The following is a 21,082-nucleotide window of genomic DNA, read 5'->3' as shown; positions in this document are numbered from 1 at the left end:
AGTAGGTACGGTCTTCATGGCGGTCCCTTACTCCTTCTTCGAGGTGTACTTGGTCGTTCACCCGAAGACCTACCATCTGGCGGGCATCAGGTGAGGGACCGCCACCTCAAATTCCACGAAGACCGGGACAACCTCACCAAACTCGAGGAGCCGACTAAGTCCGCACACTGGAAGCGCGGCCATAACTGAGATGACCCGCCCCGCCCGTCCTGAACAGACGGCCAGGAGTGGAGGCGATGGTCGCCGGCTCAGTCCCGCGCGCCCGAAACTGCCTTGGCGTTGAGGCGAAATCAGCGAAGCTGGTCTCAGTCTTCTCGCGGGTGCTGAGCGCCCGCACTGACACGTCGTGGCCCTGGGCCTCCTGGCGCAAGGCGCCGACAGTGGCCTGTTCTTTGGGGATATGCTGGAACGGTTCGAAATGGTATAGGCGCATGGCGTTCTCGTAGGTGATCTTATTGATCTCGTCATCGGGGACGTCGTACTTGTCGAACACGGCGGATAGTTCTTCGGGGGCCCTGGGCCACATCGAGTCGCTGTGCGGGTAGTCCATTTCCCAACAGATGTTGTCGACCCCGATCTCGTGACGGTTCTTGATGCCGATGGGATCGGAGATGAAACACGTCATGAAGTGTTCGCGGAAAACCTCCGACGGTTTCTTGCCGTTGAAGTCCTGGTGCGTCCATGTGGCGTGCATCTCGAAGGTGCGGTCTACGCGGTCCAGGAAATAGGGGATCCATCCGGTGCCGCCCTCGGACAGCGCGATCTTCAGTGCGGGGTAGGCCTTGATCGGCGCGACCACAAGAGGTCCGCGGCGGCTTGCACGATGCTCATCGGTTGCAGCGTGATCATCACGTCCATCGGTGCGTCCGGTGCGGTTATCGCCAGACGGCCCGACGAGCCGATGTGCACGTTCATCACCGTCTCGGTGTCACAAAGTGTGTCCCACAACGGCTTCCAGTACTCCAGGTCGTGAAATGAAGGTTAGCCGAGCGTGGACGGGTTCTCGGTAAACGTCAGCGAGTGCACGCCCTTCTCCGACACCCGCCGGACCTCCTGTGCACACAGGACAGGGTCCCAGATCGCCGGAATCGCCATCGGGATGAACCGGCCGGGGTGGCTACCGCACCATTCGTCGATGTGCCAGTCGTTGTAGGTCCGCACCAAAGCGAGCGAGAAGTCCGCGTCCTCGGTAGCGAAGAGGCGGGCGGCGAAACCCGGGAACGACGGAAAGTTCATGGTCGCGAGGACCCACCGGCATTCATGTCCTTGACGCGCTCGCCGGCGTCGTAGCAGCCCTTGCGGATCTCGTCCAGGCCCTGGGGTTCGAGTCCGTACTCTTCCTTCGGTCTGCCGGCCACTGCGTTGAGCGCGACGTTCGGGATGACGATGTCGCGGAACTGCCATGTGTGGGAGCCATCCGGATTGTGCACGAGCCCGGGAGCCTCGTTCTTGTACTTCTCTGGCAAGTGGTTGTTGAACATGCTCGGTGGTTCGATGATGTGATCGTCCACCGAAATCAAGATCAGGGACTGCCCCGGGTTCAGTTGACTCGCGGGGTGTGAATTTCAGGCCGCGGTTGCGGCCGGTGTGTGGAGCAGTTCGAACTCTATCGGGGTGAGTCTGCCGAGGGCGCGTTGGCGCCGGCGGCGGTGGTAGGTCCGCTCGATCCACGTGACGATCGCCAGTCGGAGTTCGGCGCGGGTTGCCCAGCGTCGTCGGTCGAGGACGTTGCGTTGCAGCAGGACGAAGAATGACTCCATCGCCGCGTTGTCCCCGCATGCTCCGACGCGGCCCATTGATCCGTGTAATCCGTTGTGTGACAGTGCGTGGACAACTTTCGCGATCGGAACTGGCTGCCTCTGTCGGAATGGACGATCGTCGCAACCGGTGAGCGCAGCGCCACTGCGTGCTCCAGCGCCGCCACGGCCAACGAAGACTTCATTCGGGAGTCGATCGAGTAGCCGACAATCCGGTTGGAGTAGACGTCTTTGATGGCGCAGAGGTAGAGCTTGCCTTCATCGGTGCGGTGCTCGGAGATGTCGGCCAGCCAGACCTGGTGGGAGCGTGGGCGCTGAACTGACGTTGCACGAGGTCGTCATGCACGGGAGGCCCTGATCGGCGGTTCAGTCCTCGTTTCTTGGCGAAGATCGACCAGATGCGTTCCTGGGCCTCCGAGATGCCGAAGTCCTTCGCGATCTGGCGCAGCGGCGCCTCGCCCTTGCGGGCCACGGCGATGACGTCGGCACGGAACTCGGCGGGAAACGGTGTCGGCACAAGGTTGATCCTGCCAGCAAGGACGAATCCTCACAGGTCAGGAGTCAACCAAACTGGGGGCAGTCCCGGCGTAGTTCGTGGAAAACCGTGTGGTTCTAGGATCCGCCATCATCATGAGAATGCCGGCTACGCCAAATCGGTGAGAAGCTCACAACGCCGCAGGCACGACTGGCGCTGTCCGCCACTCAGCGCGAGAACCTACACTCGCCCAGGGTTTTGTGGATCGAGCGTGGCGGATCCGGTGGCGGACCTGATTTCGGTGTGGGTCGCGGCTCCAACTTAACCGCGGTGCGCAGTTGGCTGACCGAGGCCACCGACGCCAGCTGGGCGTAGTGCTCATCAGAACCCTCGGCGGCGCGTTCGGCGATGACGCTGACCTGATCCACCGACAGCTGACCCTCCCGCAAGGCCGCCACGCAGCGGGGGAACTCCGCAACCCGGTGCGCGACAGCCGAAATCGCTTTGGCATTCGCCGCGGAGGTGCCCAGCTTCCAGGCCACCAACGCCGGAATCGAGCGGACACCGGTATTGCCCCAGATCCCGTCACGATCGATCTCGGCCACGATGTCCACGATGCGCCCATCGATCGCGTTGCGCTGACCGGCCAACTCCGCCAACTCCTCGAACAACCCCTCAAGACGCTCCTTGGAACTGAGCACCGCAGTCGAGGACATAACGACATCATGACAGTGAGGTACGACAAGTTTCGGCCGCGCGCGTTCTACGCCTGCAATGTGGGAACGAGCGTCAGGCCTTCCCTGCGGCGGAGGCCTTGGTTCTTTTCTCGCCTACGTCACCTCGTCGGCCGGCATCGGTACCCGTTGCATGCTCCGGAGGCTGCTCCGCACGAATTTCCTTAAGACCTCGCGGCGTTCGGCATTCGATTCTCGGTTCGTGGTCAGCAGGGCGTAGAGGCCGACGAGGAAGAAGGCCGCGCTGTGGTAGGCGTCGACATCGTCGTAGAGTTCGCCGCGATGTCGCGCCCGCTCGATCTCGGCAGCCAGCAGTACGAAGCTGGGGTGCTGTATCCAGTTTTCTTCCTGCGGCAGTGTCGGTGAGAAATAGAGGCTGGTGGTATCGCGGAAAAGGGTCAAGCCCCAACGCTCTTCGAGTGCCAGCACAAGCCTGACGATCTCGTACAACACCGCCGACAGGTCGTGGGGGGCGTCGAGGAACCGGCTGAGCTCCTCGGCCAGGCGATCCTCTTCGCCGCGAATCAGTTCGATCAGCACATGTTCCTTGGTCGGGAAGTGAAAGTAGAACGTGCTCCGCGAGACGCCCGCCGCCTCGGCGATGGCGTTGATGTCCGCGCCATTGGCGCCGGCGCGCTGGAACTCCTCGATGGCGGCGCCGAGGACGCGGGCACGTGTTCTCCGTCGCTGGGCCTCGCGGCCGGTGGGGCTTTCCTGCACCCGCCCATTGTGCCGTAATCTTCGCATTCGCTGAAGAGCGTCAGCGAAAAATCTTCCCCCGTGCGCCCGCCAACTGTGTTCTTTGTGAATTTCGTTGTCATCTGACAGTGAACGTGTTAGACCTAGACGGTGTCGATGAACACCCGAGGCCAACGAATCCTGTTGTGGACGACACCGCCCGCGGCGGTTCTGCTGGTGCTGGCCTACCTGTTGTTCCCGATCTTCTCGCCGCCGCTGTCGCCGACGCTGACCCCGGAGGAGGTCGCGACCTTCTTCAGGGACAACAACACCGGCATCCTCGGCGTCGTGATTTTGTGCAACCTGATCGCCGGGTCACTGGTTCCCCTGTTCGCCGTCACCGCTGTGCAGATCTCTCGCATCGCCACGTCGAGCAGCGTCTTCACCTACGCCTACATCATCTGTGTGGGAATAGGCACCACGGCGTTCATCCTCGCCGACTATTGCTGGGGGGTGGCGGCGTTTCGGCCGGACCGTGACCCCGAACTGATCAGTCTGCTGAACGACATGGCGTGGTTCTTCTTCATCGCACCGGTCGGCACGATCATCGTGCAGAACCTCTGTCTTGCAGTGAGCATCTATCTCGATGCCCGACCGGACCCGATCTTTCCGCGCTGGATGGCGCATTTCAGCATTGCCATCGCTGTCCTGTTGATTCCCAGCGCGTTCTCGGTTCTGTACAAGTCGGGCCCCCTCGCGTGGAACGGCGCAGTGTCGTACACACTGCGCCTGATCGTGCTCGCCACCTTCATCGCGGTGACATTCGTGGTTCTTCTTCGTGTCGTCAATCGTCAAGGCGCCGAACGGGAAGTTCTCGCGTGACCGACGGGATCGTGACGGCACCGCGCCGCACGAACCGGAAACTCGATCAGTGGATTGCGTTTTGGAGCGTCCCGTTCTTCTTCAACCTGTTCGGCATCGTCTTCGTGCCGCTGAGCTGGATGATGCCACCGCGATCGCCAAGCGCCTCCACGCCTCAGATCGTCGAGTTCATGCAGTCGCACAATCTGCTCATCGCCTGCGCGATCCTCACGCTGTCGTTCGGCCTGGCGCCGGTCTCGAATGCCGTGTATCTGAGCCAGGTCAAACGCATGTCGGTCAGTCCGGTGTTCCGGTACTCGATGATGGTCGGCTCCATGACCGGTGCGATCGTCGGCATGCTCTTCCCGATGTTCTGTTTCGGCCTCGGCGCCTTCCGGCCCGGGTACTCGGCATCGACGCTGGAAATGCTCTATGACTTCGGCTATCTGGCGTACATCGGGTCACTGGGGTGCTTCTGCGTCATGTGGATGGCATTCGGGATGGCGATCATTCTCGACCAGAACACCATCCTGCCGAAATGGCTGGGCTACTACACCGTATGGCAGTACGTCACCGAGCTCATGGCGGCGCCGGTATGGATCTCCAAGTCAGGTCCCTTCGCGTGGAACGGTCTGATGACCTTCTGGTTTGCGATGGTCCTCTATGTCTCGTGGCAATTCATCGTGTACGTCTGCATCTATCGCGCTATCAAGAACCAGCCCGACGGCGAACTCGAGAACGCTTGGCTTGAAAGCGATCCGGCGATATCCAATCCGCGGCTGAAGGCCACCGCATGACCGAACTCGCCGAGAGCATCGGAACCCCGCATCCAGACAGCAAGGTGCGCAATCACATTCCCGGTGAGTCCAGCATGTGGTTCTTCGTCATCGGTGACCTGCTGATCTTCGGCGTCTACTTCGTCGCCTACATGTACTACCGCGGTCAGGACCACGCGATGTTTCTGCAGGGGCAGGCGAAGCTGAACCTGGACATCGGCGCAATCAACACGATCGTGCTGCTCACCAGTTCGCTGTTCGTTGCGCTCGGTACATCGGCAGCTCGGGCCGGCCGAACCCCGGAAGCGCTGCGGCTCTTCTGGATTGCGCTGGGCGTTGGCGCCACCTTCCCGCTGTTCAAGGTGTTCGAATACGTTCCCGAGATCATCGCGGGGTCCACGCCGGGCACCAACCTGTTCTTCATGTACTACTTCGTGATGACGGGCATGCACCTGTGTCACGTTCTCCTCGGCCTTGTCATCCTCAGCTTTGTCATCCGGAACCTCAGGGGACCGGCGGCACCCCGGATTTCCTTCGTGGAGACGGGCGCCACCTACTGGCACATGGTCGACGTTCTGTGGCTTGTCCTGTTCGCGCTGCTCTACCTGATGAGGTGACCCGTGACGTCCGCTGTCCGTAATCCGCTGACCGTCGTGTGGGCGGTGCTCACGCTGGTAACCGCGGTGTCATGGCTGACCGCGCGCAACGGCGGCGCAACACATGTGCTCAACCCGACGGTGACCGTCGTCGTGTTGGTGATTGCCGCGGCAAAAGCGCAATTGGTGATCTGGCATTTCATGGAGGTTCGCCGCGCACCGGTATGGCTGAAGGTGACCACGATGAGTTGGCTGCTCGGACTGTTCGTGCTTCTGCTGGGGTTCTACTTCGTCTATCTGTAGGGGACAAGCGTGGGTGAACGACGGTACCGGGTAATTCAGTGGGCAACCGGCAGTGTGGGCAAGGCCGCTCTGCGGCATTTCGTGCAGAGTCCGGCGTATGAGTTGGTCGGCGTGCTGGTCTACGACCCGGACAAGGTGGGTCGGGACGCCGGTGACATCGCCGGTGGTGGCCCCTCGGGCGTGGTTGCGACCGATGACGTCGAGGCGATCGTCGCGATGGACGCGGATTGCGTGTTCTACACCCCGATCTGGCCGGACACCGACGTCGTGTGCCGGCTGCTGCGATCGGGCAAGAACGTCGTCGCCACGGCAGGGGTGTATTACCCGACGGATGTGACGGCCGCCGATGCCGAGCGGATCGAGCAGGCTTGTGCCGAGGGTGGTGTGTCCTATCACGCGGGCGGGATTCATCCGGGTTTCGCCGGCGACCTGCTGCCCTTGATCACCTCCCGGCTGGTCAGCCGCGTCGATCAGGTCCAGGTGTCTGAGGTCGTCAACTTCAGCGACTATCCCTCCAAGTACATCCAGCTGATGGGCTTCGGCCTCGAGCCCGAGGTATTATGTTCCCAGCCAAGCCTTTTGGGCTCGTCATTACCGTACTTCGCGCAGTCCATGGCGATGGTCGCGCGGGGATTGGGCGAATCCATCGACGATATGACATCCGAGGTTGAGATCGCGGTCGCCACGACCGACATCGCCTACGCCGGAACGCCCGACAGCGATGTCCCGGATCTCCGCGGTGTGATCCCGGCGGGAACGGTTGGCGCGCAACATCACACGTGGACAGCCTGGTGCAGTGGCAGGCCACTGGTGCAGTTCCATGCGCTCTACACCATGGGTGACGACGTCATCGAACCTCGATGGGCCTGGGGCACCAACAAGTATCGGGTGGTCATCAAGGGCGACCCGGCCACCGAGATCACCCTGCAGGGCGAGCCCGACGAGAACGGCGATATCGCGCACCCCGGCTACACGTGGACCGCCATGTCCGCCGTGAACGTGATCCCCGCGGTGTGCGCGGCACCGCCGGGACTCAAGACGCACCTCGAGCTGGGGGTGCAACTGCTACCGGGGCTGACCCGGCACGGCTAGCTCGCGATTGCGTCGATGATGCTGATCGGCCCGGCCGTATCCACGATTCGATCAAGCCGCAGGTCGGCTTGATTGAGCAGGCGACGGTACTCAGCGGCAGTGCGCTCGCGCGCGTCTGCTACGACGAGCATCTCGAGGTCGACCCACTTCCCGTGGAAATTCCTGTCATGGTCGGGGATCACGAACTCGATCAGCAAAATTCGCGCTCCCGGGTGGGTCGCTGCGCGGACTGATCGCAGAATGCGCACGGCGTCCTCGTCGGGCCAATCGTGGATCACGTTCTTGAGCACATAGGCGTCAGCCCCTGCGGGCACGGAATCGAAGAACGACCCGCCGACGATCTGAGTGCGCTTTTCAACCCCGTTCTTCCGAAGGAGGGCGGGTGCTTTGGCGACGACGTGGGGCAGGTCGAAGAGCAGTCCTTGTGCCTGCGGCGCGGATTCGAGAATCGCGGCGAGCAGCCGGCCATGGCCTCCGCCGATGTCGGCGATCGTGCCGAAACGGCGGAAGTCGTAGGCGCCTACCACAGGGGCGATCGCGAAGTCGGACACACCGGTCATCGCAGCGTTGAAGATTTCAGCGAGCTCTGGTTCGTCCGCCAGATATTCGAACACCGGTTTTCCGCGCAGTTGGGGAACCGTCGCCGTTCCCGATCGCACCGCGTCGCTGAGGTGGCTCCAGTGTTCGCGATGCTGTGGTGAGCCCACCCATCGGGCCAGGCCGGCCATGGAGACGGGGGAGTCGGTCCGCAACGTGTCCGCGAGCGCGGTGAGGTCGTAGCGCCCGTCGCGACGCTGCCGAAAGACTCCGATTCCGATCAGGGCACGAAGCATCCGCCGCAACGCATCTGCATCAACGTTGAGCTGGCGGGCAAGCTGCTCGCTCGAAGCGGGACCGGCGGCAAGTGCGTCGGCAATGCCCAGATCGGCTGCGGCGGTGATGGTCTGGGCAACCCAGCCGCCCATGATCAGTTCCATCATCGCGGCGGGCGGCGGTACCGCGCACTGGTTGAGCCGGAACAGGCGATGGCGCACCCGTTCGATCACTCGGGAGACTTTCGCCGGTGGTACTCGTGTGGACGTCACGTGACCGACCGTAATGCTGCGCGAGCGTGAATGCAAGTGTATGCTTGCAATAAATCTGGTGCTCCGATTTGGGCAAAACGGAAGGGGCGCCGCGTAACTCAGCGCGACGGTGCCTCCATGCCCAACTCTTCAGCGGGGGCGCTGAGATATCGGTGCACCGACGGGCCGACGAGCGTGACCACTTGGTCGACGTCCAATGTGGAAAGCGGCGGCACCTGCATGACGTAGCGGAGCATCGCCGTTCCGACCAGGCTGGTCGCCGCAAGCATTGCGCGCAATCGTGCATCGTCCGAACCCCCCAGCGCATCGCTGACCGCAGTCATGACGTAGCTGTGGAGAAACTCCCGAAACGCGTCGTGCGCGTCGCTGTTCGATGTTGCGGATTGCAGCATCGACACCATGCTCGCCGCAGTGTCGGGCTGTTCCCAGATGGTGAGGTACGCCCGAACAATGCGGCACCCCAGCTCACCGTCGGGACCTGCCGCCAATTGGGCCGTGAAGAGCTCGGGGTTGAGAACCAGCTTCATGGATTCGCGAAACAACTCGGCCTTCGAGCCGAACAGATAGAGCACCATCGACGGATCGACGCGAGCCTCGTCGGCGATCGCGCGCAACGTCGTCTTCTCGTATCCCTGCTTGGCGAACTCCCGCTTCGCCGCGCGTAGGACCACGTCCCGCGAGACCGGCTCGCCTTGGCGTCGGCCGCGCCGCTTGTCCATCGCTGCACGTGAGGGCATGTGTCGACGATATCATTTAAACGGCTATTGAAATATCCTTCCGGGTCGCTTACGCTGCCGCTATGATTTCATCGGCCATTGAAAAAAGCGCGGAACGCCCCTGCGCTCGACAGCAACGGGCTCGGCAGGTCGGAAAGCCGGCGGTTTGGCTGGGGGCCGGTGTCATCACGATCGGCATCGGCGCGGCTCTGGCCAGCGGGTCGCCGGTAGCTCACGCAGATACGGGGCACAGTGGTAGAGAAGGCCACACTTCCGGTACCAAGTCGGGACCCGCGGTGCCCGGCCGTCATACGACAGCATCGGCGGCGACCACACGAGTCAATCCAATTCGCCCGCCCGCGATGACAGGCCCGAGGAGCACTCCACACACGTCCCTCAACTCGGTGCTGCGCTGGGTCCGCCGCGAGGTGGGCTACACCCTGTTCAACAAGCCTCCCACCGTCACGCCGGTTCAGACGTCCCAAGATCCCCTGACCGGCGTCATCACCGGCGACCTTCACGGCTCCGGTGGCAGGCTGACATACACGGTCAGCCAACCCGGAAACGGGCTGGTTGAGGTGAACGCCGACGGCACCTTCGTCGTCACTCCCGACGCGAGCACAAGCCACCTGGGTGGAACGGTGAACTTCACCGTCACCGCCGATAACGGTAGCGCCTACCGGCTCCCCGGCCTGCTGGGTAACCTCCAGTCCGTAATTCACACTCTGGCAAGGCGTTTCGGGATCAGTGGAGCGGACACGACCACCACGGTTGTGAGCGTCGATGTCGTGGCGACCAATCAGCCACCGACCGTCGTCGGGTCCACCGCCGGCACGGTCGCGGCCGACGGATCACTGAGTGGTCAGATCCACGCCACCGACCCCAACCATGACAGTCTGAATTTCGTTGGGGCCAGCACGAGTTCACTGGGGGGCTTGGTCTCGGTCAACGCCGACGGCTCGTTCACGTACACGCCCACCGCTGATATCCGGCATGCAGCAGCGGCTGTCAATGCGCCTGACACCGTAACGACCGACACCTTCACGGTCAGCGCCAGCGACGGCTACGGTGGCATCGCCACCGCCACGATCAGCGTGCCCGTCAGTCCGATCAACGGCAATCCCACCGGCGGTGCGATAACCGGTCTGCAAGTCGACGACGTCATCGGAGTGGTCACCGGATCCGTCACCGGCGTCAGCGATCCCGATCTGGACACGTTGACCTACAGCTCGAGCCCGATGAGCACGGGCGGCGGCGCCGTCGATGTGTACAGCGACGGCTCGTTCACCTACAACCCGACGACCGACCAACGTCACCGTGCGGCAGCGTTGGGCGCGCCCTTTGCCGTCACGCATGACAGCTTCACCATCTCCGTCTGGGACGGTCATGGCGGCAACACGACCGTCACCATTGTCGTTCCGGTCCCGCCGGAGGTGGATGAGCCCCCGACCGGTGTCGCCGCGGGCTGACGGACCTCGCTCACACCCCAAGTGTGGCGCGTCGGCTCGGCGCGGGAGTCGTCGTCTTCGCCCGCAGGAAGCTCCCGGTGCGCTGCGTGCCAACGACTTCGGTGGGTTGACCATCGACGAACACCGCACGGCCGGCGACGAATACGGCGCTGACGGTGTCCGCGTTGCGGTTGACCATCCGCGACAGCCCACCGTACTGGTCGACCTTCTCCTCGTGATAGCTGTCGAGTGACGCGTCGAGGCGTTGCGGGTCGACGATCAGCAAGTCGGCTCGGTCGCCGATGCGAAGATGGCCGGCATCGATCTGATACCAGTCAGCTAGTTCGCCGGTCAGCCGGTGCACCGCCTCCTCGGTGGTCATGAACGGGGTGCCGGCCTTCTGCGCGTCGTGTACGTGCCGGAGCAATCGCAGCCCGAAGTTATAGAAGGCCATGTTGCGCAGGTGCGCGCCGGCATCCGAGAAGCCCATCTGAATACCCGGCTGACGGGCCATCTTCTTGAGTACCTCCGGGCGGTGATTGGACACGGTGGTGCGCCACCGCAGTGCCGTCCCGTGTTCGACGACCAGATCGAGGAACGCGTCGACGGGATGCAGCCCGCCGCGGTCGATTCCGACCTGGCCGAATGACTGTCCGATCACCGATACGTCAGGGCACTCGACGATTTCGGCATCGAAGAAGTCCCGATGCCACACCCGGAGCCCGAACGTGTTGTCGTAGTCCTTGCGGAACCACCGCCGGTATTCCTCGTCCCGCAACATGTCATTACGCTGGGCCACTTGCTCTTTCAGATGCATGGCGGCTGCTCCGGAGCCGAACTCCTCGAAGATCACCAGGTCGATGCCGTCGGCGTACACCTCGAACGGCACCGGCAGATGCTGCCAGCGGAAGTCGCCGCCGAGCATGTTGACCAGGCGCGCTCCCGGGCCCATCGTCGCGATCAGCAGGGGGTTCGCCTTCACGTCGGCCGCCGCGAGCAGGCTGGTTTTGAGCCGCTTGCGGAAGATGCCGAGCGACTGGGCCACCTGGGAGGCGACGTCCAGCGGATTCTGTATGTCGGGGCCGGCCTGCAGAACTCGTTCGCTGCGGCGAAGTATCGACTTCAGCCGGCGCAGTTCTCGTGGCTTGGCATACGTCGACGGCAGGGTGCGCGAGCGGCAGATCTCGCCGTCGAGTTTGTCGAATAGCAATTGTTGCGAGGACATTCCGACGAATCCGGCGTCAAGCGCCTCGGTGAGCATCTGCTCCATTCGGGCCTGCTCGGCCGTGGTGGGCCGCACCTCTTTGCGGGTCGAGCGGTCCAGTCCCATGGTGGCGGCGCGCATATCCGAATGGCCGATGAACGCGGCGATATTGGGCCCCAAAGGCCGCGCTTCGAGCGCGGCGATGTACTGCTCGCAGGTGCTCCAGGTCTTGTGCCGGTCGATCGCGTCGATGACGTTGTCGCGGGGGATCGCTTCCACCCTCCCGAACAGATCACCGGCGTCGTCGCCGTCGACGTGGACCGTCGACAGTGAGCACGAACCGACCAGTACTGTCGTCACCCCGTGGCGGAGCGACTCCGACAGGGAGGGGGCGCCGAGCACCTCGATGTCGTAGTGGGTGTGGATGTCGACCAGGCCGGGCAGCACCCACTTGTCGTCGGCGTCGATCACCTCGGGGCAACCCGACTCGTCGAGCGGCTGCGCGCTGATCGCGGCGACGTGGCCGTTGCGGATTCCGATGTTGCGGATCGCGGAGGGGGCGCCGCTGCCATCGAACCAGCGGCCGTTGCGGATCACGGTGTCAAAGTTCATGGTTCTAGACAATGCGTCAGGAAGAATGCCCAAGTCTTGACAGTTGCGGACGAATATTTGACATTTGATGACGTGTCGGTAGTGCGTGGAACGGCCTTGTCGGGCTATTCGCGCCTGGTCGAAGAGCTGGGCGGCGATCCGGTCGGGTTGCTGCGTGCCGCCGGCATCCGGCCGCAGGACATCGGCGAACATGAGATCTTTCTGCCCTACCGGAGCCTGATCGTCGCCGTTGAGCTTGCCGCGACGGCGACGCGGACACCGGACTTCGGACGTCGGCTGGCGCTGCGGCAGGGCATCGAGATCCTCGGACCGCTGGGGGTGGCGGCACGTACCGCGGCCACCGTAGGCGATGCGTTCGCGATCGTCGAAACCTTCCTGGCGGCCTACAGCCCGGCCATCTCGGCGCACCTGACGGCGGGCGCTGCAACCGGACAGACGTTCTATGCGTTCGAGATCCTGATCGAGCGGCCGCCGCCGCACCCGCAGACCACCGAGTTATCGCTGGGGGTGTCGTTGCAGATTTTGCGGTTCCTGCTCGGCGGTCAGTACACACCGCTGTCGGTGCACCTCCCGCACGAACCGCTCACCGCGCGCGCCGACTATCTGACGTACTTCGGTTGCCGCCCGAGGTTCACCGAACCCTTGGCGGGCTTCACCTTCCGCACAGCGGCTCTCGAGCGTTCCCTGAATCAGGACGCCCTGGCTCATCACGCGGTCGTTCAGTACCTGACCGGGATCACTGCCCGTGAGCCCGGCATGACCCAATCGGTGCGGCGGATGGTCCGCCAACTGCTGCCCACCGGCACGGCCAGTATCGAGTTGATCGCCGACCAATTCGATCTGCATCCCCGGGCGTTGCATCGCCGCCTGTCCGCCGAGAAAACCACGTTCGCCGAACTCATCGACACCGTGCGGCGCGAAACTGCGGAGCACTACCTGCGCGACACCGACATCAGCCTGTCGCATCTCGCGCGAGAGCTGGGCTATGCCGAACAGAGCGTGCTGAGCCGATCGTGCCGACGATGGTTCGGATGCAGCGCGACGGCTTACCGCAAGACAATTCGAGCTCGCTGATGGCGCGTGTACCGCATCGCGGCCGAGTGGGGCTGTGGCTGCTGCTCGCCCTGGCGGCCGCGCTTCGGGTGTGGAAGATCGGCGACAAGAACATCTGGCTCGACGAGTCTGTGTCGTGGGAGAACGCAACAGCCTCAGTGCGGCAACTCATGTGGAACAGCGTCACCGATATCCATCCTCCGCTCTACTACTTGTTGCTCAAGCCGTGGATCTGGATGTGGGGCGATTCGCTGTCGGCTATGCGAAGTCTCTCGGCGCTAGCGAGTGTGGTCGCGCTGTACCTTCTGTTCCGTCTGGTCGACGGCGCGATGCCGACGGGGGTGTGCTACGCCGTCGTCCTGTGGTGTGTCGTATCGCCTCATGAGGTGCACTACGCCCAGGAAATTCGCGCGTATGCACTGCTGACGGCAGCGACTTTGGGCCTCTGCCTGGCGTACCGGCGCTGGATCGAGTCGGGGGGAGAAGGGCGTTCGCCACTGGCTCTCTACGCGATCGCGACAGCGATAGCACTGTCGTTGCACTACTTTGCGGCCCTCGTGGTCGCGGCGCTCTGGTTGCACTTCGTGTTCGGTGGTGGTCGACGGGCGGTCCCGCGCCGAACGTGGAGGGCATGGTTCGTCGCGAATGCGGTTGTGGCGGTTGCCTATGCACCCTGGGTGATCGCGGCCGTCAGGTTCAGCACGTGGAACGCGTGGTTCGCTCCGGTGCGCATCGCAGAGCTGCCGGGCTACGCTGCCACGCAGCTTCGCTGGATGACATTCGGCTATTACGAGGTGGCGGGGTGGCAATCATGGTCGTACGTGGTGACTTTGGGTGTGCTCGGAGGCGGCGGTGTATTGCTGCTCGCCGCGATCGCGCAGAGGTGCGACGAGCGTGACGTGTTTTTCGCGTGCGTGGCGTATGGTCCCGTGCTAGTCGGTCTGCTGCTGGTCCCGGTGGCAGGCGACATCACGCTGGCCCGATATCTGCCCTATGCGACGCCATTGATGGTCGCCGCGGCCGGGCTGGGCTGGAGTCGCACACAACTCACGCCGCGAACGGTCACCGCGATCGTCGGCATCGGCAGCCTCGGCCTGTTGCCCTCGCTGAGCGCCTATTACCGCGCACCCATCAAGGACGTCGATCCGAGGCCGATCGTCGCGTTTCTGATGACCCACGTCCGCCATGCCGACGGCGAGACACCCGGCCAAGTCCTCGTGGCGCCCGGGTACATCAGCACGCTGATGCGCTACTACTCGCGCAGTGCCATCGAGTACCAGAAGGTCAAACGCAGTGACGTCCACTTCATGGACCGCGACGTCTCCAGTGGCGGGCGGGACACCTGGATCCTGGTCGACCAGGCCTGGCCGAACTTCGAGGAGATCGGCGAAGACACTCGACTGACACCCGTTGACGTGCCGGGCAACGATCCAAACAAGATGCGACTCTTCCGGATTGCGCGCGACTGATCCTTACCCTGCGGACCGGGCACGGGCTAAGGTTCATTCGCCGGCGTCGAAGGACTTCGAACGCGGAAAGGCCGAAACAATGTTAGTCAAGTTCTCTGTGGCCGCGGTCGCCGCTGTGATCACTCCAGTAGTCGCCAGTCCGACAGCAGCGGCATTGCCATCGTGTACAACCGATTCGGTGAGCCTGAACACCAGTGCGCCCGCTTCTCCTGGCGACGCGACGCAGATTCACTTCGACGTGATCGTCACGAATACCTCGACCCGGTCATGCGAATTGCTCGGCTATCCCGATGTCGATCTGATCGGTCCCGACGACCCCATGTGGGGTCCGGACTATCAGCTCCCGCAGCAGGCCGGCGATCCTCAGCCGGTCGCTCTCGGGCCCGGCGGCTTGGCGACCAGCCGGCTGACCTTCCTGGCGGACCCAACCGGCTGGGTGCCCAGCACGATCGCGGTGAGCCTGCCCAATGCGCCAGGCCGGCTCGAGACTCCGTGGATCGCCGGCGGCGTTCCGGTCGCTCGGCAGGACGGGGCGACCCACCCCGGCACGTATATCGGACCCTTTCAGGCTGCGGCCGAATGAATGCGGAGGAACTGGCTCGCGAGCTTGGCGAACCGGGCGCTGCGGAACTGCTGTCCGGCGCGATGGCCCGGCTGGCTTACAACGGGCATGACGGCTTTCCGCGGGTGATCCCGGTCGGGTTCCACTGGACCGGTGAGCGCATTGTCGTCTCCACCGCGCCGACGTCCCCGAAAGCCCGCGCGCTGGCGTCGCGTCCGCAGGTGGCCTTGACCATCGACGGTGGCTCTAGCCCGGAGGAGGCCAAGGCGCTCTTGATACGGGGCCTCGCCACGCTGGAGACCGTCGACGGCGTCACCGAGGAGTACCTCGCATCGGCGCGGAGCTCGATGGACGGCGACGAACTCGCGGAGTTCGAACGCAACGTTCAGGCGACCTATCCGCAGATGGTTCGCATCTCGATCGAGCCGGTGTGGGCGCGGTTCTACGACTTCGGCGCAGGGCGGCTGCCTGCATTCCTGGCGGAGCTCGTCAACGGGGCCTGATGCTCTGCTCGAACGACAACACATTCTCCGGGTCGTAGGCGGCCTTTATCTCGCGCAGCCGTTCCACGTTGGCACCCCAGTAGTCGCGTTCCCATTCCGGCACACCGGCATTGGGCACGTTGACATAGGCGCCGTTGGCGTAGGGCTGCATCGCTTCGGTGAACTCAGCGACCCACGTCAGATACGTTGCCGTCTCCTCGTGCGACGCGGGCTGCCCGCCCCGGACACCCCAGCCGGCGCCGGGTTCGGCGTAGTACAGCGCCTTTCGGTGCGCATAGGCCGATCCGCCGGCTGGCTCGCTGGTGAGCACCGCCCCGGCAAGGGCGTTGGTGAAGTAGTTGCACCCCGGCGGTGCCTTCGCCACGAACGAGGCGATGGCACGTATCGCTTCAGGTGGCAGCTGCTCGGTCATGAACTGCGAGGTGAACTTCCAGTTCGCCGGCTCGTGGTCGATCGGGATCTGGAAGCCCGCGTAGATCTGCGGCCACGTCCCGTCTTGCACCACAACCTCAGGATGGCCGACGGACAGCATTGGTGAAAGAAGCTGCAATGCTTCGGCTTCCGACCCGGAGGCAAGGACAGCGTGCATCGCAAACCTGTCCCGCTCGATCTCGAGCTGGCTGGTGAGCCGATGGTCGGCATAGGGGGCGGAGTGCTGCCACAGCTCGAAGACCGCCTCGAGGTCCTCGAGTCCGGTCCACGTCGCGACGACGAAGATCGCCTGTGTGAGTGGATGAATCCGGTAGGTCAGCGAGGTAACGATGCCGAAGTTGCCGTTGCCCGCACCGCGCAACGCCCACAACAGATCCGGGTGGTTCCGCTCGTCGGCGACGACCACCTCGCCTGATGCGAGGACGACCTCGGCTGCGAGCAGATTGTCCGACGCCATGCCGTACAGACGGGTGAGCAGGCCAAAACCACCGCCCAGCGTCGCGCCGGTGAGCCCGACAGTCCCTTCGGTCCCGGTTGGTGCCGCGAAGCCGGCTTCGCCCAGCGCGGTGACCGCCTCCAACTGCTTGAGTCCGGCGCCGACGGTGGCGGTCCGCGCTTGCGCGTCGAGCGCCACCGACTTCAACCCACTGACATCGATCACGACTCCGTCGTCGACACCCGACCAGCCCTCCAGCGCGTGACCGCCGCTTCGGGCCCGAAACGGGACTCCGCGTTGCCGCGCCCACGTCATGGCGTTGACGACATCATCGGTGTTCCGGGCGAAGACGACGGCCGCGGGCTTGTGCGTGAAAAGGTGATTCCAGCCACGGCTCGCGTCGGCGTAGCCGGCATCGCCGGGATAAACCACCCGACCGGTCAGTAACGCGCTCATGGCTGCTCCACCACTTCTTCGTCGAACATGTTGGGATCGCCTGGTTCGTGCTCCAGCACCTCGCGGTCGAACTTCCACATATAGGCGAAGTACAGCACGCCCGCCGCGGACAGACCGAAGGCGATCACGATCGGGGCCGGTGTCGTGGACGATGCGATCACGACGAAGAGTGAAATGACCACCCAGACAAGGGCTCCGATCGCGACGGGCCACTCCCAGCGCCCGAGGTCGAAGCCGCCCGGCTTGCGGTCTAGTTTGTGACGTGTCGCCAGGTACAGGATGATCGTCATCAGGTAGGGGAGGATCGTGACGATCGCGCCGGCCAGAATCAGTTGCAGCAGCGCATCACCCGGCATCAGAGCCATCAGGATCACGCCGACCACGAGCACCAGCAGCGTGGCAGGGATCGGGGTGTGGGTCTTCGGGTTCACCCGGCGCATCACCTTGTAGGCCGGGAAGCGCCCGTCACGCGACATCGCGTAGATGTAGCGGGCGCCCGAGACCATGCTGACCAGAGCTGCACCGAAGAAGGCAAGCGTGATCGCAGCGAGCAACGGTCGCTCGAACGCGGGCCCGAACCGTTCGTTCATGATTTCGGCGACCGGCGACTCGGTCTTGGACACCTTGGCCATGTCGGTGATCGAGATGGTCAGCACGATCACGAACAGCATGCCCAACACCGATGCCGCCGTGACCGATCCGATGATCGCGCGGGGCACGCTCCGGGTCGGATTCTTGGCCTCCTCGGCCATATTGGACGCTGTCTCGAATCCGACGAGCGTGGACAGGCCCATGATCGACGCGGCCATCAGGCCGCCGCCGATGACGAAGAAGTTGGGGTCGCCCTCGGTGATGCCCCGCGAAAACAGGTTGGCCGGTGTACCGGTGCCGGTCACCAGGATCGCCACGGTCAATGCGATGCCGATCACCAGCAGGATGCCCAACTCGACGCCCACCGACAGCGAGTTCACCCACCCGACGATGCGTGTGGCCGCGATGGCCAGCACTGCCTGGATTGCCAAGATGATCACGGTGATGATCCGCGCGGTCGTCTCGTTCGGCTCCATGTTGAGTAGTGGCATCAGGCATTGGCTCGCCAGCGCGTTGTCGATCGTGACCGGGCCGGCCAGCGCGCTGATCACGGCGAGCCAGCCGAATGCCCAACCGATCTTGGGGCTGGCCAGTCTCGACGCCCACGCATACGACGAACCGCTCAGCGGTATGCGCGCCGCGAACTGCGCGTAGACCAACGCGACCAGGATCTGGCCGATCGCGACGATGGGGAACAGCCAGATCCCGACCGGGCCGGAATCCCGCAGGACGTCGTCGTAGGTGGCGAAGATGCCGACTGCCACCGAAAGCGAAGCGAACGAAATGGCGAACACCTGAAACCCATTCAGTGTTCGCTTCAGTTGCGGCTCGTAGCCGCAGTCTTCGCAGAATTCATCGGCGGCCAGATTGGCCTCGAGAGCTTGTGTCATGGGGCTCGCCTTCGCTTCGTTGTGAGTAGTCACTGGCCGCGACGTGTCGTCGTGTTCATGCGGCAAAGGTATGGCGCAGGTGAAGCCCGGGACTTCGGGTGAAGTATGTGTTCTCGCCGCGCCCCATGGGCCAAATTGTGTAGCCGGGAGGTCGGCCCATGGCCCCCGGCGTGAGGGTTCGTCGAGGCGTCCGGCGATTCCTTGCCGCAGAGGGCGGGCGCAGGCTACTAATCAATGGTGAGCAACCACCACGTGAATCTGACCCCGCAGGAAGACTCGTTGATCGCCGAGAGCGATCCCGACGTTCTGGCGCGCATGGACCAAAAGCAGCTCAAGGAACTACAGAGCCGCCTGCGGCAAGCACGTGAGAAGAACTTCAGCCTGCTGCGCCGCCAAGGTGCGGCCCGGGTGGAGGCCGAAGGGGCACGCGGAAGTGCCCAGCCGGCCAACGAAAAGCGCGGTGAAAAGGTCGAGGCGTTCGACGAAGCGCTCGCTCGCGTGAGCCGGTACCTCGAGACTGAGTAGCGCGACGCACTGGGGCGGACCCGGCCATAGTGGATTCGTCCTGGTCGTGGCCTTTGCACGAGCCCTTTGAACCCGGCAGCGCTGTGGCTCGTGTCCTAGCGAGACGAGGTTCCGGGCGCGAAGAGATAGGGGCATGCGATGCGGAGGCCGACAGAGTGACCCGAATGAAGTAGAACGCCCAGCATCGTGGAACAGAGTCTGATCGGACTTGCCTTCGGCGCCGGATTGGTGGCAGTCCTCAATCCGTGCGGCTTCGCGATGCTGCCTGTCTACATGACTCTGGTGGTGCGGGGCGACGCTACCGGCGAGCTCGGAGCAGTACGCCGCGCCTTCGTCGCCACCATCGAGATGGTGTTGGGCTTCATGACCGTGTTCGGCGCGTTCGGGTTGCTCACCGTCTCTGCTGCCTCTGCTGTCCAGCAGTACCTTCCGTACGTCACCGTGGTGATCGGCATCGTCCTTGTCGGCCTGGGCATCTGGTCCCTGGCCGGTCGGCACCTTCCTGGACTCAATCCAGTCCAGAGTGGGCGTTGGGCGCCCACGGTGCGCGGCGGCTCGATGTTCGGCTACGGAATCGGCTACGCGATCGCGTCGCTGTCCTGCACCATCGGGCCGTTCCTTGCCGTGACCGCCGCCAGCTTCCGCAGCGGCCTGATCGTCGACGGCCTGCTGACCTATCTCGTCTACGCGGCGGGAATGTCGCTGATCGTGGGTGTGCTGGCCATCGCCGCCGCATTCGCCAACCCGGTCGGGATGTATCGGATGCGCCGAATTCTGCCGTATACGAACAGGATTGGCGGTGCTTTGGTACTCGTCGTCGGACTGTATGTCGGCTACTACGGTGTCTACGAGATCCGCATCTTCAACGGTGCCGCGTCCCCCGATGATCCGGTGATCTCGGCGGCCGGGCGCATCCAGAGTGCCCTGGTGACGTGGGTGCACCAGCACGGTGGCTACCCGTGGCTCGTGGCATTGTCAGTGTTTGTGCTGAGCGCGTTCGCGGTGGCCTGGGTCAGGACTTTGCGCCGCACGGCGAAGGTCCGCAGGGTGCTCAAACTGCATGCCGGTGAGCTGAGCGCGTCGTCCCCGTAGGCAACTGAACCGATTCCTGCCGTCAGTCGTGCCTCTGTAGGGAACACTGACTCATTGATCAGGGAGAACAGCCATTGTGGGGCAAGGAGTGTTGACGTTGACACCATCGGTTTCGGCGGACGACCGCCTCGGGCTGCCCGACGTCACGCCCGGCGACGCGCGGCAACGCATCCTGACCGCCACGGTCGAGTGCTTCCGCGCCCACGGATACGAGAAATCGTCGATGCGGCTGATCGCGAACACGGCCAAGGTGTCCCAGACGCTGCTGCACTATCACTTCGAGACCAAAGAGAAGCTGTTCGACGCGGCCATCAACGATGTGGCCACAAAACTGTTCGCCGAGGCGGAGACTCAGCTGACCCGGGCCGCGACCGTGCCCGACGGGTTGGCCGACGCGGCCGGGTTGCTCTACACCCTGTTCATCGACAACCTCGACACCGTCACCTTTGTCGTCGAATTCGGCGCCGCGGCCAACCACAACGAGTTTCTTCGGGCCGCCTATCTCGACTTTCGGGACAGGCAACGCCAGCAGTTCGCCGGCTTGCTCAGATCGATCACCGGAGCCGAAGTGCCGGACGACCTGATCGACGAGTCGGTGCGACTGATGGAGATCGTGCTTCTCGGTATGTCGATGCAGCGCCCGTTCGTGACCGACCCGGCGCGCTTTCGCGGTGACTTCGACAGATTCGTCCTGATGTTGATCACCCGGATGATCGAGGGAATGGCGTCGAGGTGA

19 protein-coding genes and 3 pseudogenes are annotated in these 21,082 nt (G+C 63.8%); 13 read left to right on the top strand and 9 right to left on the bottom strand.

The annotated features are described in order from the left end of the window. Positions 1-248: 248 nt before the first annotated feature. The 4 genes and pseudogenes from HPC46_RS09790 to HPC46_RS09775 all read right to left on the bottom strand — a co-directional run bounded on the left by HPC46_RS09790 (position 249) and on the right by HPC46_RS09775 (position 3,686). Positions 249-1,481 (bottom strand): annotated as a pseudogene (locus HPC46_RS09790) (amidohydrolase family protein). Between the two features lie 84 nt (positions 1,482-1,565). Then, positions 1,566-2,274: pseudogene (locus tag HPC46_RS09785) on the bottom strand (IS3 family transposase). A gap of 203 nt (positions 2,275-2,477) precedes the next feature. Further along, positions 2,478-2,948 (bottom strand): annotated as a pseudogene (locus HPC46_RS09780) (DUF222 domain-containing protein); the annotation flags it as partial. A gap of 114 nt (positions 2,949-3,062) precedes the next feature. Continuing rightward, positions 3,063-3,686 carry a TetR/AcrR family transcriptional regulator gene (locus HPC46_RS09775; protein ID WP_325096610.1) on the bottom strand — a complete coding sequence of 208 codons (624 nt, stop codon included), beginning with the start codon at positions 3,684-3,686 and terminating at the stop codon, positions 3,063-3,065. Between the two features lie 135 nt (positions 3,687-3,821). Here HPC46_RS09775 and HPC46_RS09770 point away from each other — a divergent pair, with 135 nt between their 5' ends. Genes HPC46_RS09770 through HPC46_RS09750 form a run of 5 tightly spaced genes read left to right on the top strand, consistent with a single transcriptional unit; the run spans position 3,822 to position 7,272 of the window. Beyond that, a complete protein-coding gene (locus HPC46_RS09770; RefSeq protein ID WP_179469210.1) occupies positions 3,822-4,526 on the top strand; it encodes a hypothetical protein in 705 nt (234 codons plus the stop codon). Further along, the gene (locus HPC46_RS09765) at positions 4,523-5,302 is read left to right on the top strand and encodes a hypothetical protein (protein ID WP_179469208.1); all 780 of its coding nucleotides are present in this window, start codon (positions 4,523-4,525) and stop codon (positions 5,300-5,302) included. The genes HPC46_RS09770 and HPC46_RS09765 overlap by 4 nt, the downstream gene beginning before the upstream one ends. Next, positions 5,299-5,898 (top strand): cytochrome c oxidase subunit 3 family protein, encoded by a 600-nt coding sequence (locus HPC46_RS09760; RefSeq protein ID WP_179469206.1) that lies wholly within the window; start codon positions 5,299-5,301, stop codon positions 5,896-5,898. Before HPC46_RS09765 ends, HPC46_RS09760 begins: the two co-directional genes overlap by 4 nt. 3 nt (positions 5,899-5,901) lie before the next feature. Next, positions 5,902-6,180, top strand: a complete 279-nt coding sequence (locus tag HPC46_RS09755; protein WP_179469204.1) for a cytochrome C oxidase subunit IV family protein — start codon at positions 5,902-5,904, stop codon at positions 6,178-6,180. 9 nt (positions 6,181-6,189) lie between these two features. Next, entirely contained in the window at positions 6,190-7,272 is a 1,083-nt protein-coding gene (locus HPC46_RS09750) for an NAD(P)H-dependent amine dehydrogenase family protein (protein WP_179469202.1), read from the top strand. Here the strand turns inward: HPC46_RS09750 and HPC46_RS09745 are convergent. Further along, complete coding sequence (locus HPC46_RS09745; RefSeq protein ID WP_179469200.1) at positions 7,269-8,357, bottom strand: methyltransferase; 1,089 nt, start codon at positions 8,355-8,357, stop codon at positions 7,269-7,271. The two genes, HPC46_RS09750 and HPC46_RS09745, sit on opposite strands and share 4 nt — an antisense overlap. A 98-nt stretch (positions 8,358-8,455) precedes the next feature. Then, on the bottom strand, positions 8,456-9,094 hold the full coding sequence (locus HPC46_RS09740) for a TetR/AcrR family transcriptional regulator (protein WP_179469198.1): 639 nt from the start codon (positions 9,092-9,094) through the stop codon (positions 8,456-8,458). Between the two features lie 383 nt (positions 9,095-9,477). On the opposite strand from HPC46_RS09740, the gene HPC46_RS09735 reads away from it, so the two are divergent. Further along, the gene (locus HPC46_RS09735) at positions 9,478-10,542 is read left to right on the top strand and encodes a cadherin-like domain-containing protein (protein ID WP_179469196.1); all 1,065 of its coding nucleotides are present in this window, start codon (positions 9,478-9,480) and stop codon (positions 10,540-10,542) included. Between the two features lie 10 nt (positions 10,543-10,552). Here the strand turns inward: HPC46_RS09735 and HPC46_RS09730 are convergent, their stop codons facing one another. After that, on the bottom strand, positions 10,553-12,337 hold the full coding sequence (locus tag HPC46_RS09730; protein ID WP_179469194.1) for an N-acyl-D-amino-acid deacylase family protein: 1,785 nt from the start codon (positions 12,335-12,337) through the stop codon (positions 10,553-10,555). A gap of 72 nt (positions 12,338-12,409) precedes the next feature. On the opposite strand from HPC46_RS09730, the gene HPC46_RS09725 reads away from it, so the two are divergent. The 4 genes from HPC46_RS09725 to HPC46_RS09710 all read left to right on the top strand — a co-directional run bounded on the left by HPC46_RS09725 (position 12,410) and on the right by HPC46_RS09710 (position 15,924). Further along, a complete protein-coding gene (locus HPC46_RS09725; RefSeq protein ID WP_325096609.1) occupies positions 12,410-13,411 on the top strand; it encodes an AraC family transcriptional regulator in 1,002 nt (333 codons plus the stop codon). Continuing rightward, positions 13,369-14,859, top strand: coding sequence for a glycosyltransferase family 39 protein (locus HPC46_RS09720; RefSeq protein WP_179469190.1), 1,491 nt, complete (start codon positions 13,369-13,371; stop codon positions 14,857-14,859). Before HPC46_RS09725 ends, HPC46_RS09720 begins: the two co-directional genes overlap by 43 nt. A 79-nt stretch (positions 14,860-14,938) precedes the next feature. Continuing rightward, entirely contained in the window at positions 14,939-15,442 is a 504-nt protein-coding gene (locus tag HPC46_RS09715; RefSeq protein WP_179469188.1) for a DUF4232 domain-containing protein, read from the top strand. Continuing rightward, positions 15,439-15,924: a pyridoxamine 5'-phosphate oxidase family protein gene (locus HPC46_RS09710; RefSeq protein ID WP_179469186.1), complete on the top strand. Its 486-nt coding sequence runs from the start codon at positions 15,439-15,441 to the stop codon at positions 15,922-15,924. Before HPC46_RS09715 ends, HPC46_RS09710 begins: the two co-directional genes overlap by 4 nt. Here the strand turns inward: HPC46_RS09710 and HPC46_RS09705 are convergent. Next, entirely contained in the window at positions 15,911-17,248 is a 1,338-nt protein-coding gene (locus HPC46_RS09705; RefSeq protein ID WP_179469184.1) for an FAD-binding oxidoreductase, read from the bottom strand. The genes HPC46_RS09710 and HPC46_RS09705 overlap by 14 nt on opposite strands. Continuing rightward, complete coding sequence (locus HPC46_RS09700; RefSeq protein WP_179469182.1) at positions 17,245-18,729, bottom strand: APC family permease; 1,485 nt, start codon at positions 18,727-18,729, stop codon at positions 17,245-17,247. The genes HPC46_RS09705 and HPC46_RS09700 overlap by 4 nt, the downstream gene beginning before the upstream one ends. 234 nt (positions 18,730-18,963) lie before the next feature. Here HPC46_RS09700 and HPC46_RS09695 point away from each other — a divergent pair, with 234 nt between their 5' ends. The 3 genes from HPC46_RS09695 (at position 18,964) to HPC46_RS09685 (ending at position 21,082) form a co-directional block, all read left to right on the top strand. Next, positions 18,964-19,254, top strand: a complete 291-nt coding sequence (locus HPC46_RS09695) for a hypothetical protein (protein WP_179469180.1) — start codon at positions 18,964-18,966, stop codon at positions 19,252-19,254. Between the two features lie 186 nt (positions 19,255-19,440). Then, on the top strand, positions 19,441-20,346 hold the full coding sequence (locus HPC46_RS09690; protein ID WP_179469178.1) for a cytochrome c biogenesis CcdA family protein: 906 nt from the start codon (positions 19,441-19,443) through the stop codon (positions 20,344-20,346). An 88-nt stretch (positions 20,347-20,434) separates the two neighbouring features. Continuing rightward, positions 20,435-21,082 carry a TetR/AcrR family transcriptional regulator gene (locus HPC46_RS09685; protein WP_325096611.1) on the top strand — a complete coding sequence of 216 codons (648 nt, stop codon included), beginning with the start codon at positions 20,435-20,437 and terminating at the stop codon, positions 21,080-21,082.

Origin of the sequence: Mycolicibacterium vinylchloridicum, assembly GCF_013404075.1 — a bacterium.
Taxonomy (GTDB): Bacteria; Actinomycetota; Actinomycetes; order Mycobacteriales; family Mycobacteriaceae; genus Mycobacterium; species Mycobacterium vinylchloridicum.
Note: the sequence above shows the minus strand (reverse complement) of the source record. Positions and strands in the feature narration are given on the sequence as shown.